This is a genomic window from Mesorhizobium sp. CA10 (assembly GCF_020165285.1).
Lineage (GTDB): Bacteria > Pseudomonadota > Alphaproteobacteria > Rhizobiales > Rhizobiaceae > Mesorhizobium.
In genome coordinates this window covers 20,387-33,676 of record NZ_JAIUHV010000020.1, presented here as the reverse complement: position 1 = coordinate 33,676, position 13,290 = coordinate 20,387, and the positions used below count along the sequence as shown (strand labels likewise).

Annotated in this window: 15 protein-coding genes and 1 pseudogene; 8 read left to right on the top strand and 8 right to left on the bottom strand. The window is 61.3% G+C overall.

Annotation, left to right across the window (positions count from 1 at the left end; genetic code table 11):
• The first annotated feature begins 12 nt into the window (after positions 1–12).
• The gene (locus LB535_RS27555) at positions 13–252 is read left to right on the top strand and encodes a DUF6894 family protein (RefSeq protein WP_140695510.1); all 240 of its coding nucleotides are present in this window, start codon (positions 13–15) and stop codon (positions 250–252) included.
• A gap of 638 nt (positions 253–890) precedes the next feature.
• Here LB535_RS27555 and LB535_RS27550 read toward each other — a convergent pair.
• Positions 891–1,358 carry an Lrp/AsnC family transcriptional regulator gene (locus tag LB535_RS27550; protein WP_224634421.1) on the bottom strand — a complete coding sequence of 156 codons (468 nt, stop codon included), beginning with the start codon at positions 1,356–1,358 and terminating at the stop codon, positions 891–893.
• Between the two features lie 126 nt (positions 1,359–1,484).
• Here LB535_RS27550 and LB535_RS27545 point away from each other — a divergent pair, with 126 nt between their 5' ends.
• The 3 genes from LB535_RS27545 (at position 1,485) to LB535_RS27535 (ending at position 5,999) form a co-directional block, all read left to right on the top strand.
• Complete coding sequence (locus tag LB535_RS27545; RefSeq protein WP_224634420.1) at positions 1,485–3,866, top strand: transketolase; 2,382 nt, start codon at positions 1,485–1,487, stop codon at positions 3,864–3,866.
• Positions 3,867–3,993: 127 nt separating this feature from the next.
• The gene (locus LB535_RS27540) at positions 3,994–4,932 is read left to right on the top strand and encodes a kinase (RefSeq protein ID WP_318012360.1); all 939 of its coding nucleotides are present in this window, start codon (positions 3,994–3,996) and stop codon (positions 4,930–4,932) included.
• A complete protein-coding gene (locus LB535_RS27535) occupies positions 4,926–5,999 on the top strand; it encodes a PLP-dependent cysteine synthase family protein (protein ID WP_224634419.1) in 1,074 nt (357 codons plus the stop codon). Before LB535_RS27540 ends, LB535_RS27535 begins: the two co-directional genes overlap by 7 nt.
• On the opposite strand, the gene LB535_RS27530 is transcribed toward LB535_RS27535, so the two are convergent.
• Positions 5,994–7,103 (bottom strand): threonine synthase, encoded by a 1,110-nt coding sequence (locus LB535_RS27530; RefSeq protein WP_318012359.1) that lies wholly within the window; start codon positions 7,101–7,103, stop codon positions 5,994–5,996. The genes LB535_RS27535 and LB535_RS27530 overlap by 6 nt on opposite strands.
• 118 nt (positions 7,104–7,221) lie before the next feature.
• On the opposite strand from LB535_RS27530, the gene LB535_RS29015 reads away from it, so the two are divergent.
• The 3 genes from LB535_RS29015 (at position 7,222) to LB535_RS27515 (ending at position 9,303) form a co-directional block, all read left to right on the top strand.
• A complete protein-coding gene (locus tag LB535_RS29015; RefSeq protein ID WP_318012358.1) occupies positions 7,222–7,725 on the top strand; it encodes a helix-turn-helix transcriptional regulator in 504 nt (167 codons plus the stop codon).
• A gap of 191 nt (positions 7,726–7,916) precedes the next feature.
• The gene (locus LB535_RS27520; protein WP_224634417.1) at positions 7,917–8,621 is read left to right on the top strand and encodes a LuxR family transcriptional regulator; all 705 of its coding nucleotides are present in this window, start codon (positions 7,917–7,919) and stop codon (positions 8,619–8,621) included.
• A gap of 67 nt (positions 8,622–8,688) precedes the next feature.
• Positions 8,689–9,303, top strand: coding sequence for an acyl-homoserine-lactone synthase (locus LB535_RS27515; protein WP_224634416.1), 615 nt, complete (start codon positions 8,689–8,691; stop codon positions 9,301–9,303).
• 455 nt (positions 9,304–9,758) lie between these two features.
• Here LB535_RS27515 and LB535_RS27510 read toward each other — a convergent pair.
• The 3 genes and pseudogenes from LB535_RS27510 to LB535_RS27500 all read right to left on the bottom strand — a co-directional run.
• A pseudogene (locus tag LB535_RS27510) lies at positions 9,759–10,064 on the bottom strand (SDR family oxidoreductase); the annotation flags it as partial.
• A 122-nt stretch (positions 10,065–10,186) separates the two neighbouring features.
• Positions 10,187–10,612 carry a type II toxin-antitoxin system VapC family toxin gene (locus tag LB535_RS27505; protein ID WP_224634415.1) on the bottom strand — a complete coding sequence of 142 codons (426 nt, stop codon included), beginning with the start codon at positions 10,610–10,612 and terminating at the stop codon, positions 10,187–10,189.
• Positions 10,612–10,854: a type II toxin-antitoxin system Phd/YefM family antitoxin gene (locus LB535_RS27500; protein WP_224532317.1), complete on the bottom strand. Its 243-nt coding sequence runs from the start codon at positions 10,852–10,854 to the stop codon at positions 10,612–10,614. Before LB535_RS27500 ends, LB535_RS27505 begins: the two co-directional genes overlap by 1 nt.
• Positions 10,855–11,103: 249 nt before the next feature.
• On the opposite strand from LB535_RS27500, the gene LB535_RS27495 reads away from it, so the two are divergent.
• Positions 11,104–11,439, top strand: a complete 336-nt coding sequence (locus tag LB535_RS27495; protein ID WP_224634414.1) for a hypothetical protein — start codon at positions 11,104–11,106, stop codon at positions 11,437–11,439.
• 115 nt (positions 11,440–11,554) lie between these two features.
• On the opposite strand, the gene LB535_RS27490 is transcribed toward LB535_RS27495, so the two are convergent.
• The 3 genes from LB535_RS27490 to LB535_RS27480 all read right to left on the bottom strand — a co-directional run bounded on the left by LB535_RS27490 (position 11,555) and on the right by LB535_RS27480 (position 13,079).
• Entirely contained in the window at positions 11,555–11,971 is a 417-nt protein-coding gene (locus LB535_RS27490; protein ID WP_224634413.1) for a curlin, read from the bottom strand.
• A gap of 233 nt (positions 11,972–12,204) precedes the next feature.
• Positions 12,205–12,606, bottom strand: coding sequence for a curli-like amyloid fiber formation chaperone CsgH (gene csgH / locus LB535_RS27485; protein WP_224532319.1), 402 nt, complete (start codon positions 12,604–12,606; stop codon positions 12,205–12,207).
• 35 nt (positions 12,607–12,641) lie between these two features.
• Entirely contained in the window at positions 12,642–13,079 is a 438-nt protein-coding gene (locus LB535_RS27480) for a curlin (RefSeq protein ID WP_224634412.1), read from the bottom strand.
• Between the last annotated feature and the right edge of the window lie 211 nt (positions 13,080–13,290).

The window sequence follows — 13,290 nt, the reverse complement described above, 5'->3', positions numbered from 1 at the left end:
CGAGCTGGTGCGATGGCGAGATACTTCTTTGATAGCGGTGATCGCGACGTTGTCCTCAAGGATGAGGTAGGCATCGAATGCGATGGGATCGGGAGCGCGCGTCATCAGGCCATAGAAGGTCTGGTAGACCTGACGAGAGAATTCCTTAAGGACCTCAATGGCCAGGAGTTGTTCATCGAAATCCGCAACGAGCATGGAGAAAAGCTGGCAAGGTTGAGCCTATCTCTGCATGCGCAACCGAGCGCTCAATGAAGGTTAGGGATTTCCGTGACTGGCGGCGGTCTTTGCCGCTTCGACGCAGACCACCCTTGATGATCGCTGACCGCTATGTCGCCCGTAATGAGCATATCGCGACGCCAGAAATTGACAGTCGCATCACCGCAAGCAAAGCAATTCGACCGCTTGTCAATTTGGAAAGCGCTTGGATTGCTTTACGTTCCTGTACAACCCGCGGTGGCGGAGAACAAAGCGGCGTGGAGATGATCCCAGTCCCTGTGGGACAACACTTGCACCGGCTTCTCCGATGAATCAGATCGGAAGAGTTTCGGAAACGTGAGTCGATTGGAAGCCTACGTCCAAGTGAAGAAGCGCTTTCCCATTCTTATCGAGCAGCGAAATAAAGCTTGCTTGGCCGACGTCCCTTACAGCCACGGCAGCCGGAATCTTGATGGTGCCCAGCGTGGCTTGAACGTCGGATAACGGAGTACCTGTCGGCACTTGGCAAATTTGTTTGACATGTGTCGGCAAGGCCGAAATAGGGGTTGCCGCAGCTCTCGCGGGCTGCACGAGCGGGCATACATCTGTCGGTGAAATGCCATCGGGGTAGGTGAGGGGTGCCGAACCTCGCGTCAGTTGCCGCCGCGGTTGCCCGGCACGGAATACCCGGCCGATCAGATGGGCAGCACTTCCGAGCGCTTGACCTGGCCCAGGGCAAAGCTGCTTTCGATCGAAGCGATGTTGTCCAGCCGCGTCAGCTTGTCCTTGATGAACCGCTCATAGGCCTCGAGGTCGCGCACCACGATGCGCATCAGGTAATCGCGCTGGCCGGTCATCAGATAGCAGTCGACAACCTCCGGCCAGCGCAGCACGGCCTGCGAGAAACGGTCGAGATCGTCCTCGCGTTGCCGTTCAAGCTTGATCGATGCGAAAGCGCTGATCGGCAGACCGAGCTTCTTCTGGTCGACGACCACGGTGTAGCCCTTGATGACGCCGGCGCTCTCCAGGAGTCTGACGCGCCGCGCGCAAGGCGAGGGCGACAGACCGACGGCTTCGGCGAGGTCGTTCGAAGTCGCCTTGGCGTTCTTCTGCAGCGCGGCGATGATCTTCAGGTCGATTGCGTCAAGCGCTGGCTTTGGCATCGTTCCCTCGTTTGGGCGTCGTTATTGGCTGGAGCAGCCAATATGATCGATCGGTTTGGGCAAGAATAGTCACATTCGGAAGATCGACGCAGGTATCGTTGAGCCGCGATTTCACAGGAGCCGACGATGACGATCCTTTCCGAGCTTGAGCGCAAGGTTCTCTGGCTGGCCGTCTGGATGATCCATCACGCCAATCATCTTCGGGCGTCGACGGACGGCCTCAAGGTCGGCGGCCACCAGGCGTCGTCGGCGTCCGCGTCGACCTTGATGACGGCGCTCTATTTCCAGATCCTGAGGCCGCAGGACCGCGTCGCCGTCAAGCCGCATGCCAGCCCGGTATTCCATGCCATCCAATATCTGTTCGGCAAACAGACGGTTGAGCAGCTGCAGAATTTTCGTGGCTATCGCGGCGCGCAGTCTTATCCGTCCCGAACCAAGGATATCGACGACGTCGATTTCTCGACCGGGTCGGTTGGACTGGGCGTGGCGCAGACCCTGTTCTCGTCCCTGGTCCAGGATTATGTCACGGCAAAAGGCTGGAAGACCGATCGGCCGGAAGGCCGGATGGTGGCCCTGCTCGGCGATGCCGAAATGGATGAAGGCAATATCTTCGAGGCGCTTCTCGAGGGCTGGAAGCATGGCCTGCGCAACACGTGGTGGGTCGTCGATTACAACAGGCAGAGCCTCGACGCGGTAGTGCGCGAAGGCCTGTGGCAGCGTTTCGAATCCATCTTTCGCAACTTCGGCTGGGATGTGGTGATCCTGAAACATGGGACGTTGCAACAGGCCGCCTTCGAGGAAGAGGGCGGCGAAAAGCTGCGGACCTGGATCGATGCATGCCCCAATCAGCTCTATTCCGCGCTGACCTTCCAGGGCGGCGCTGCCTGGCGCAGGCGCCTGCTGGACGATCTGGGCGATCAAGGACCGGTCAGCCGTCTGATCGAGAAGCGCAGCGACGATGAGCTTGCGGCCCTGATGGCAAATCTCGGCGGCCACGATCTGGCGAGCATCATCGATGCCTTCGAGCAAGCGCGCGGACATGATCGTCCGACCTGCTTCATCGCCTATACGATCAAGGGCTTTGGCCTGCCGCTCGCCGGCCACAAAGACAACCACGCCGGACTGATGACACCGGCGCAGGTCGACGTGCTGCGGCAAGGCATGGGAGTCCGCGAGGGCCGCGAATGGGACATTTTCGAGGGCCTTGCCTATGACGAGGCTGCGATACGATCCTTCCTCGCGTCGTCGCCTTTTGCGCAGCCAGCCCCGCGTCGTCACAAAGCCCCAGCTGTTCCGGTGCCAGCGCGCATCGGCTTCGGCGCTCAGCCGGCCATGTCGACACAACAAGGTTTCGGGCTTTTGATGCACGAGATCGCAAAATCGGACAGCGAGTTTGCGAGCCGTGTCGTCACGACATCCCCCGACGTCACCGTCTCGACCAATCTCGGCGCCTGGGTAAACAAACGGGGTCTGTTCGCGCGCGGCGACCAGGCGGACATTTTCCGCCAGGAGCGCATTCCCTCCACCTTCAACTGGACGTTTGCGCCGTCGGGACAGCATATCGAACTCGGCATTTCGGAGATGAACCTTTTCACGATGCTTTCGGCGCTCGGGTTATCGCACTCGCTCCACGGCGAGCGACTGCTTCCGGTCGGCACGCTCTACGATCCCTTCATCAAGCGCGGCCTCGATGCGCTCAACTATGCCTGTTACCAGGACGCCCGCTTTATCCTGGCGGCGACGCCCTCCGGTGTGACGCTGGCTCCAGAAGGCGGAGCGCATCAATCGATCGCCACGCCGCTGATCGGCATGGCGCAGGACGGTCTGGCGACGTTCGAGCCTGCCTATGTCGATGAACTGGCAATCATCCTGCGTTGGGCATTCGACTACATGCAGCGTACCGGCGAAGCAGACCCTGACGACCACACCTGGCTGCGCGATCAGACCGGAGGTTCGGTCTACTTGAGGCTCTCGACGCGCTTGATCGAGCAGCCGACACGCCCGATGGAAAGTAAGCTGGCGCGCGACATCGTCGATGGCGCCTACTGGCTGCGCGCGCCCGGGCCAAACGCCGACCTTGTGATAGCTTATTGCGGGGCAGTCGCGCCGGAAGCGATACAGGCATTGGGATTGATGGCCGGCGATCGGCGCGATATCGGCCTTCTGGCCGTGACCTCGGCCGATCGGCTGAACGCCGGCTGGTCAGCCGCGGCCCGGGCGCGACAGTATGGCCATCCGCGCGCTTCAAGTCATGTCGAGCGCCTTTTTGCCGGTCTTCCGGCGTCCTGCGCCATCGTGACAGTGCTGGACGGGCACCCCGCGACGCTCGCCTGGCTGGGGTCGGTCCATGGGCACCGCACACGCGCTTTGGGCGTCGAGCATTTCGGCCAGACTGGTACGATCGCCGATCTCTACCGGCATTACGGGATCGATGCGCAAGGTATCATGGCTGCAGCGCAGGCGGTTTCGATTGGCCGGCCGCTGAGGCACCTCGGCTCCGCCGCCTGACCATCGATCACGCGCCTCCCGGCCGGCTCGTTCGATAGCAAGCCGTCAATACCGGAATTCCTTGAGAGCGGGTGTCAGCCGCCGGCGCCATCCTCCTGCGCTGCGAGAAAACCGTGGGGGAATGGAAATGACTGGCGCCAGCGATCTTATGAGCCGTGAAACGCTGCGGTCTTCGATCGGGACGGGAGCGGCGATCGCGCATCACGGCGAGCTCATCCAGGGCGTCTTCAAGGATGATGGCGGGCGCCTTCATCGCGGGCTGGTCACGCTGCCGATCGCCGCTTTGAGGTCCGAGGCGACCTTTGCCAGAACCGATGGCGATGCGGTCATTGTCCACCCCGATCATAAGATCAAGGCGTCGGCAGCGGCGCGGCTCACGCTCGATTTCTTGAATGTGACCGGTGGTGGCGTGCTGACACTTCAAAGCTCGATTCCCGTGGGGCACGGCTACGGCTCATCGACCGCGGACGTCGTCGCTTCCATTCGCGCTGTGGCCGCAGCCCTCAAGGTTCAGTTGCGGCCCTCGAGCATCGGGCGTCTCGCCGTTGCCGCCGAGCGCGCCAGCGACGCGATCGCATTCGATGAGCATGCGGTCCTGTTCGCGCAACGCGAGGGCACGGTGATCGAGAATTTCGGCGGCTCGCTGCCGCCGCTGCTACTGGTCGGGTTCAAGGCGAATGGCGGCGTCCCGGTCGACACATTGCAGCTGCCGCCGGCGCGCTACGACAGTGCCGAAATCCAGGAATTCGGCGTGCTTCGGGCGCTGGTGGCGCGCGCGGTTTACCGTCAGGATCCAAATCTTCTCGGACGCGCCGCCTCGGCCAGTGCCGTGATCAGTCAACGGCACTTGCCGAAACAAGGGTTCGACGAGATCGCCGAAATCGCCAGGCGAGCCGGGGCCTGCGGGGTGCAAGTCGCCCATAGCGGCTCGTTGTTTGGTCTGATTTTCGATCTTTTCGCATCGAACCTGAAGCGACGGGCAGCTTTGACGGCACAACAGATAAGACGCGCCGGCTTCAAGGACGTCGAGGTCCATCTGGTCAATGCGGAGGGCTGGACATGGTGACCCTCGCAGTCGACTATTTCAGGGACCTTGAGACCCCACGCCTTGCTCGCCTGGCGCCAAATCTGGTGGCGGCGGCTTTTCCGTTGATGAAGCTGATGCCGGCCCGCTACATTCTGGATCGGGCAGCGTCGAATGGCGAATTGAAGGCAGGCTCCCACATCGTCGAGACGACGTCCGGCACGTTCGGCATGGCGGTGGCGCTGCTCGCGGCGGCGCGTGGCTATCGCCTTACCCTCGTCACCGCTTCGACGCTTATCGATGCCAAATACAAAGCCCGACTGGAGCGCATCGGCGCCACGGTCATAGCGCTCGACGATCCACGCGGCGACGGCAATCAGCCTGGTCGGCTCGAGCGCCTGCAGGAAATCCTGGCCACGGAGCGGGACGGCTTCTGGACCCGCCAATACGACAGTCCGGGGAACTGGCTTGCCTATGCGCGGCTGGCTGAACTTTTCATCCGGGCAATGGGAAAGGTCGATTGTCTGGTCGGCTGCGTCGGGACGGGCGGTTCGCTATGCGGCACCGCGTCCTTTCTGCGAACGGTCTTTCCCCATCTGACGGTGTTTGCCGTCGATACCCATTGCAGCATACTGTTCGGGCAGCCCGTCGGCAAACGTATGCTGAGGGGCCTGGGCAACAGCGTTCTGCCGAAAAACGTCAGGCATGAGCTTGTCGACGAGATCCATTGGGTCGGCGCCTATCCGGCGTATCTGAGCGCGCACCGTTTGTTGCGCGAGCGCGGCATCTTCATGGGGCCGACCAGCGGCGCCGCTGCGTTGGTGGCGCGGTGGGTCGCAAAGACCCTTCCGGACGCACAGGTCGCGGTCATCATGCCTGACGAAGGCCATCGCCATGCCGAGACCGTCTACAATGACGACTGGCTTGCAACCCTGCCTGCCTGGCCCTGCAAGGAACCGTCTGAGCCGAGGACGCTGACGACAATCGCACCGGCGGCAGAGACGCAATGGACGCGCTTTCTTTGGCTGCGGCGCAGTCTCGACGATGTGCTCAAAACCCAGGCAGCAAGTGCGGTGCCGTCGGCTATTGGTGCGGTGGAGAATCTATGAGGCGAGATCCAGCCCGCTTTTGTCGAGCCAACGCCAGGCATCTTGCGTCGTCTGGAAGATCTGGCCGTGTTCATTCGATCCGGCGGACCGATCGAGGTCCTTGAGTCCGCTGGCGGTCACGACGGCCACGACGCGGTCTGTGGCCGCGACGACCCCTCGATCCCTCAACGTCGATATCGCGATCAGCGGCGTAACCGATGCCAGTTCCGCAAAGATCCCTTCGTCGCGCGCAAGGCGTTCCTGCATCGCGATCAGGCCATGATTGTCGACGGGGACCGCGTGCCCGCCCGATTCGCGCAGAGCCTTCAGAGCCTGAAAGGTGCTGCGCGGCGTGCCGATCGATACGGCAAGGCTGTCGAAGAGCATCTTGCGTTCAGTCAAGGCATCGGCGCCGCTGGCAAGGGCGTCCGCCAACGACCCGTGCACCTCCGCCGCGACGAGACGGGGCAGCTGCGTGATGGTCCCCTGCGTGTACAACTCGCAAAAACCCGCCCACACGCCGGACAACGCATCGCCATAGCAGACCGGCAGGACGCACCAGTCCGGCGCCGCGCCATCCGATTGCTCGACGATCTCGTAGGCGATCGTCTTGTAGCCCTCGATGCCGAGCGGATGGCTGCCGACGACCGGACCATGATAGGGCGAGGCGATGAACCAGTCATAGCGGGCAGCCGCCTGTTCCAGCAGTGACCATCGGTCCATTTTGTTGACCAAGGGCAGCACCGTCGCGCCATATTTTCGGATCTGCGCCAGCATCGCGCCGGCCGACCCGGCGAAAGTAGTGACAACGCACTTCAGGCCGGCTCTGGAAGCGTAGGCCGCCAGCGAGGCGCCGGCGTTGCCAGAAGACGCGGTCGCGACGGTCTTCGCGCCACGTGCGCGCGCCACGCTCACAGCGACGGTCGAGAAACGATCTTTATGCGACCAGGTCGGGTTTCGGCCTTCGTCCTTGATTGCGAGGTTGGGCACGCCGAGAAGCGCGCCGATGCGCGGAGCCGCGAGCAGGGGCGTCAAACCCTCGCCAAGGCTCACTGCATCCGCGGCATTGCAGGGGAGCATATGCGCAAAACGCCATAGCGAGCGCGAGGGGGTGGCGCCCTCCACGGGATGAGCGGGAGGATCCGCATACACGGGCCGAAGATTTGCGGGTGCGGTCGCCTGGCACCGTGCGCACCCCTTGGAGTCGATGCTGATATCGGCGGGGTAGGCGGCACCGCAACGGATGCAGACGAATTCCAGGACCCGGCTCTCGTTCGTTCGGGGTCGGCTGATCTTCCCTGAGGCACGCACGGATATCTCGTGCGCGAGGTCGCGAAACGGCCGGCTCGGCATGGCTATTCCTGTGTCAGGAAACGATGAATTCGCTGGTAGTTTCAAACAGTCCGCGGCACCGCTGTCAATGCGGAATGTGCACTATAGTGTGTCGCACCATAGTGCGCGTCGTAGCATCCGTTGTTTGATGAAACTTCGCGGCGTTTTTGGTTTGAACGTGCAGCGGCTACGGAGAGAAAGAAAACTGTCTCAGGAGCAGTTGTCTTTCGTTTCGGGCCGCACGCGAGCCTATATCAGCAGCGTCGAGGCCGGTCGGCGAAACGCCACGCTGGATACAGTCGAGATCCTGGCGAAGGCTTTGGATGTGGAGCCGCAAGAGTTGATCGCGGCCGTTCCATCGAATCGGCGAGCAGTCCGCGGGACAAAGCAGACGACCCCAAAGTCAGCGGAATGAAGCGCGGTCTGTTCAGCCAGCATTGATACGGCTTTCAGGCTCTGTATCTTTGTGCCAGCTAATTGACTCCTGAAGTGTACATTCGGCGCAAGTCCCATTGAATATATCGCATCTGTGACCGTAAGTTTCTGGCTGGGACGGGGCCTGACTCTTGTCGAGGTCTGCCGATGGAGATTGATAGTCTTGTCGGGTTGTTTGCAGCGATCTCAAGGATCGATGCCGCGTGCTCGGTGGATGGTATCCTCCAAGAGTTCCGCTCTGCCATCGAGCGTTATGGCCTGCGTTATTTTCTGATCACCGGCCTGCCGGTGCCGCACGACACCGACTGGAAGCGAGAGATCCTGGTCGATGGTTGGCCGCCCGAATGGTATCTTCGCTACATGTCAGAGGATTACTTTTCGCATGATCCCTGCGTCGCGCAGTGCCGGCATTCGTCGAAGCCGTTCCTGTGGGAGGAACTGCCGCCGGCAAAGCTTGTTGCGCGCGCAAAGCTGGTGATGGACGAAGCGGCGGATTTCGGAATGGGCCAAGGCCTCTGTGTTCCCGTCCACGTGCCTCTGGCGGGCCCAGGCGTCGTCACGGCAGCGGGCGATCGGATTGAAATAGCGCCGAGCGTCGTGCCGTTCATCGAGACGCTTTGCGTGCATACGTTCCGATGCCTGTCAGGGTTGGAAGAATCCGGCCAGTCCGTTGAGGCCGCGCCCTTGACGCCGCGCGAGCGCGAACTCCTGGAGTGGAGCGCCGAAGGCAAGTCGAACGAAGACATCGCCTGCATCCTGGGCGTCACAAGGAACACGGTTGAGAGCCATCAGCGCAACATTCGAGGCAAGCTCGATGCAGCCAACGTCTCGCATGCCATCGTCAAAGCTCTGCGGCGACAGGAAATCCAGATTTAGCAATACCTGAATACCATCATACGGGCATGAAGCGTGTTTTCCTACGACCTCCACTTTTGGAGGCGTCATGGTCCGTATTCATCTGGTCACCTGGGAAAACAGGAAGCAGTATAGAAAAGTGCTGGAGCGCTATTTTCGCATCCGGTACGACATTTACGTCAGGCATAGACGCTGGCGCGCCGTCGCCCGGCCCATCAACATCGAGATCGACGCCTTCGACAACGAGCACGCGCTTTATGTTCTGGCGCTCGACACCAACGGCAAGATCGTCGGCGGCTCCCGTCTTGTGCCGACCCTGCAGCCGCATCTGATGAGCGAGGTCTTCCCGGTTCTCGCCGGCGGCACGCCTCCGAGAGCGGCTGAAATTTTCGAATGGACGCGTTTTTTTGTCGTCCCATCGCTTCGCACGCACGGAGCGTCGTCGCCGATCGCCGGCTTTGTTCTGTGCGGCCTTCTTGAGACGGCGCAAAGTCTGGGGATTCGACAGATCAGCGTGGTGTGCGAAACATTCTGGCCGAAACGCCTGCGTGCGCTTGGCTGGACGCTTTTCGAACTCGGCAACACTCTCGAGCATCCGGATGGCGACATTATCGCGCTGCTGATCGATGTCACGCCTGAGGCTATTGAGCAGACGCGCCGCGCTTATGGCATCAGCGGCGTCATACTTGCGGATAAAATCTAGGCTGATTGCTACCGGCAGCTGAAGGTTCGCTCGCCAGAGGATATTGTCATCGCGCCCATTTGCGCGGTAGTCAGCGCTATGATGCACAGGAACCATAGACACATATCTCAGCGCTCCTAGACTGCACTAGGAAGCTCGGTTCTTGACCTGCTCCTGCGTCGAGGCTTGAGCTTTCGAGTTGGGCGGATCTCACAATGTGAGCAATGCACTCGCTGCAGCATTGAACATCGGGCTGTCATCTCAGATGAAGCGCAGGGGCATCAGAAAACCCTGCCTGTTCGGGCCTTTTCCTTGTAGCATCGAACGAGAGTCCAGCGTCGTTTCAAGTCGCCATGTTGAACCTGTCTCGGCCTGCAGCGACAGCCTTGAGCAACGGAAGCAAAAACTCCGCTGAGGGCCTCCGCAGGTGATCATTGATTAGAGCGATGGTGAAGATCTGAGCCGCGGCATCTATTTCACCGGCAAGTGCATCCGCCGTCGATGGGCAGGTGGACCCCGGTGATCATCGAGGCTGCGTCGCTGAGCAGGAACACGATCGGGCCGGCGACCTCATCCTCGGTCGCCCAGCGCCCGAGCGGCATCTGCTTCAAGAAAGGCTCAGCGACATGCGGCTGGCTCCAGTGGCCGGACGAGATCGGCGTCATCACCACGGTCGGGTTCACGCTGTTGACGCGGATGTTGTATTTGCCCAACTCCAGCGCCGAGCAGCGGGTGATGTTTTCGAGCGCTGCCCTGGACGAGCCGCAGGAAATGTGTCCCTCGAGCGCAACTAGCGCCGCCTAGCTGGAGACGTTGACGATCGCGCCGCCCTTGCGGATCGCCACCATCTGGCGCACCGCCCATCGGCGCCCCAGGCAAGGTCAATGGGGCAGGAGGGGCATGATCATGCCAGCAGTTGTGTCGGCACACCGAGCACTGGCCCGGCTGTGGCAAGCCGTTGGTCAAGGGTGTACACGGTCGTTCCATGCTCCGACGCCGTCGCGAGATGCAATGCATCACCGGCACGAAGCCCCAGCGTATGCTGATCGACGAACTTCGCCGCCGCTCGAAACTGCCCGCTTGTGACCGAAAGCACGGTGAAGCTCTCGGCGACCAGCTTGTTGAACATTGCCAGCGCTGCGGCACGCTGCTCCAGGTTGATCTGCCCGGTCCGTAGCTTGACCGCCATGGCAGAGGACATCTCGGTGATCGTCCAGTCGCTGATCAGAAGCTGAGCAGGATCCTGCTGAGCGAGCCACATTTGGGCGCGTGGGGTCGTCGCTTCGTTGGAAAGCGCCGCCACGATCAGCGACGTGTCGAGATAGAGCATCAGTAGCGATCGCCATCGCGCATCGACCGCACCAGATCGGCGGCACTTTGACCCTCCGGCGGCATGCTTGCCGTCAAGGATCGGAGCAGGGCGGCATCGATCCGCATGCGTGGCCTGGCCGCCGCTGTGAGGCGGGCGACTGGCTTGCCGCGTCGAGTAATGTCGATCGAATCACCAGCCTCAACTCGGTCAACGAGTTCGCTCAGATGTGCCTTGGCGTCCGCCAGATTGATAGCGTGCATGTCATGCTCCTGACCATGTAGATGGTCATATAGCGTACTGGATCAAAGAAATCCAGTGGGAGAGAAATCGGTAGTGCAATCCAGACCTGAGGGCTCGGTCTGGTCCAATGGACAACCCCCTGAAAGCTTACAGTTGGGTCAGCTTTAACGCTCATATGTTCAGCCGAAAATCAAAGTGATCACTGCCGCCCCAAATTGCCCCCAATCAGCGGGTTTTCCGGCCTTAACTCTGAGACGATGGAGCGGTCGATGAAATTGCCTGTTCTTGCTCTTGCCTGCGGCATGCTGCCAACGATGCCTTCGGTCCAGGCGGCGCAGATGATGGCGGCGCCAGATATAGATAGGCTGGTGCAAGAGGCGCATGTGACATGCGCCTATCTCACGGAAGACGGCTACTGCGTGCGGCCGCACAGGAAGCAGAAGTATTGGAAGCCTAAGCATCATTACCGGCAAATCTACCGCACCTATGAGTCGCAGCCGTCAGACGAGTATCAGTGGCGTTATGAACGTCCGCGGCCAATTATCCGCGTCGTACCCAACTACCCGCCGCAGGATGAAGATGACTGGGACGACTCGGACGATTGAGGCAGTCTGATGCCGGTGGTCCGTTTGCGCTTGCGGGCCCCAGGCTGCAATTGATCGACGGCGGCGGATGCGTGGCGGACAGTTGTCACGCATCCGCAACCGCGCAGTTTCTTTCCTACCACCCGAACAGGAGAGCCGCGCCGCTCTGCCTGTCGCCGGCCTGCACGACGTTTGCTTCGGTGTTTCGGCCAAACTGGAAGATACCGTAGGAACTGTCGTTGCCGTCCTGCCGCAGGGTGGCCGAGTGTCCGCTGCCCTCCTGTCGAACTATGCCAAGATTGCCGACCCCGTCCTGATCTATGCCGGCACGGTTGTTCCAGCCGCGCTGCCGTATGTGGGCGCCGCTGCGCAGCCCTTTGTAGGCCGAATAGGCGCGCAGACCGAAATCCAGCGCCCGCGCATCGCGGGCCGTCGGAGGCGAGTAATAGAACCCGATCGCGCCGCCCGCCCTCGCCGGACCGGAGACAAGGGGCAGACCGACGGCTGTCGCGAGCGCGATGGCTGCTATCAGTTTTGTGACCTGGCGGTTCATGATGCCTCTCTTGTGGTTTCATCATCTGATGAGCCACAGTCGCACAGCGAAGCTGAACCGTGACGGAAGGTTTCGTTCAGCCGCGGTTCAAGACATGGAGCGGCGCGAGCTTCGGCGCCCGTCAAAGCCCAAGTGTTTGTTGCATCACTCCGGAAGGAAAAAACCCATCGTGTAAGAAGAAAGGGCTCCGGTCGCCCGGAGCCCTTCTTTCGATTATCGAAGACAGACGGCGCTCAGTTCGCGCCGGACACCTGTTTGAGGCAGTTGACGCTGGCCCCGCCTGCGGTCACCTTCAGCTTAACGTCGTAGGCAGCGCCATTGGCTCCCACGCTCATCCGGCCCACTGACGCCGGATTGCCGGGACCGGCCTCGAAGGCGCCGCCCTGGCTGATTTTGGCGGAGCCGGACGTTCCACCCCCGGAGACGCTGACCGTGTAAGTGCCGGTGGTTTTCCTGTCGGCATAAACCACGGGCTCCAGCAGGATAGCGTCGCCTTGCACGGTATGCCGGATCTCGCATCGCAGCGGCTCGTGACTCGAGCCGTCCTTGTCGGCCGTCGCGGCGGTCGCGGCGGCGACCATGACAGCCACGAGCGCGGCCGACACCGCTGCTGCTCGCTTTTCCAGTCTGGTCATGAATGATCTCCTCGCGATTGCGGGCCGTCCATGGTTCAGGGGCAGTCCTGGACGAAGGCGGCGACATTGCCGCTGCCGCCCTGGCTGACATCGGCATTGCACCCGTGGCCGACCTGGACACCGGCTGCGATGTTGCCGTTGCCGTCCTGCGTCATAATTGCGGTGTGGTTCGAACCGAACTGGGCAATCCCCGCGGCACTGCGGTTGCCATACTGGTACGTCGCGCCGTAATTGTTGACGCCTTGCTGTCCGATCACCGATCGGTTGCGATGACCATATTGCTGGCCGATCGCGGTGTTGAAGCGGCCATCCTGGTAGACATGGATGCGGTTACGGGAGCCGTGCTGGCCGCCGCCGGCGGAATTGCGCCAGCCGTATTGTTCGATATTCACATCGTTGGCCTTGGCGGGCGCGATGGTGGTGAGGCCGACCAAGGCGGCAAAGGCTGCAGCGACGACTGATGTGCGGGTCATGGGGCTTCTCCTTGGGTGCGGTAGGGTACCGCGGGTTGAACGGTCTCTTTGTAAGAGGATGGCCCGGAACGGTGGCTGAAGGCTCCATTCAGTGAAAATTCATGATCGCTACGTTTCTGCTTCGGAGTTGGCAGCGCGCCTCCCTTCGAAAGAGGCCATGGCTGCGAGAGGAACATGTCACAAAACCGGAAGGCACGGAGTATCAGAGGTT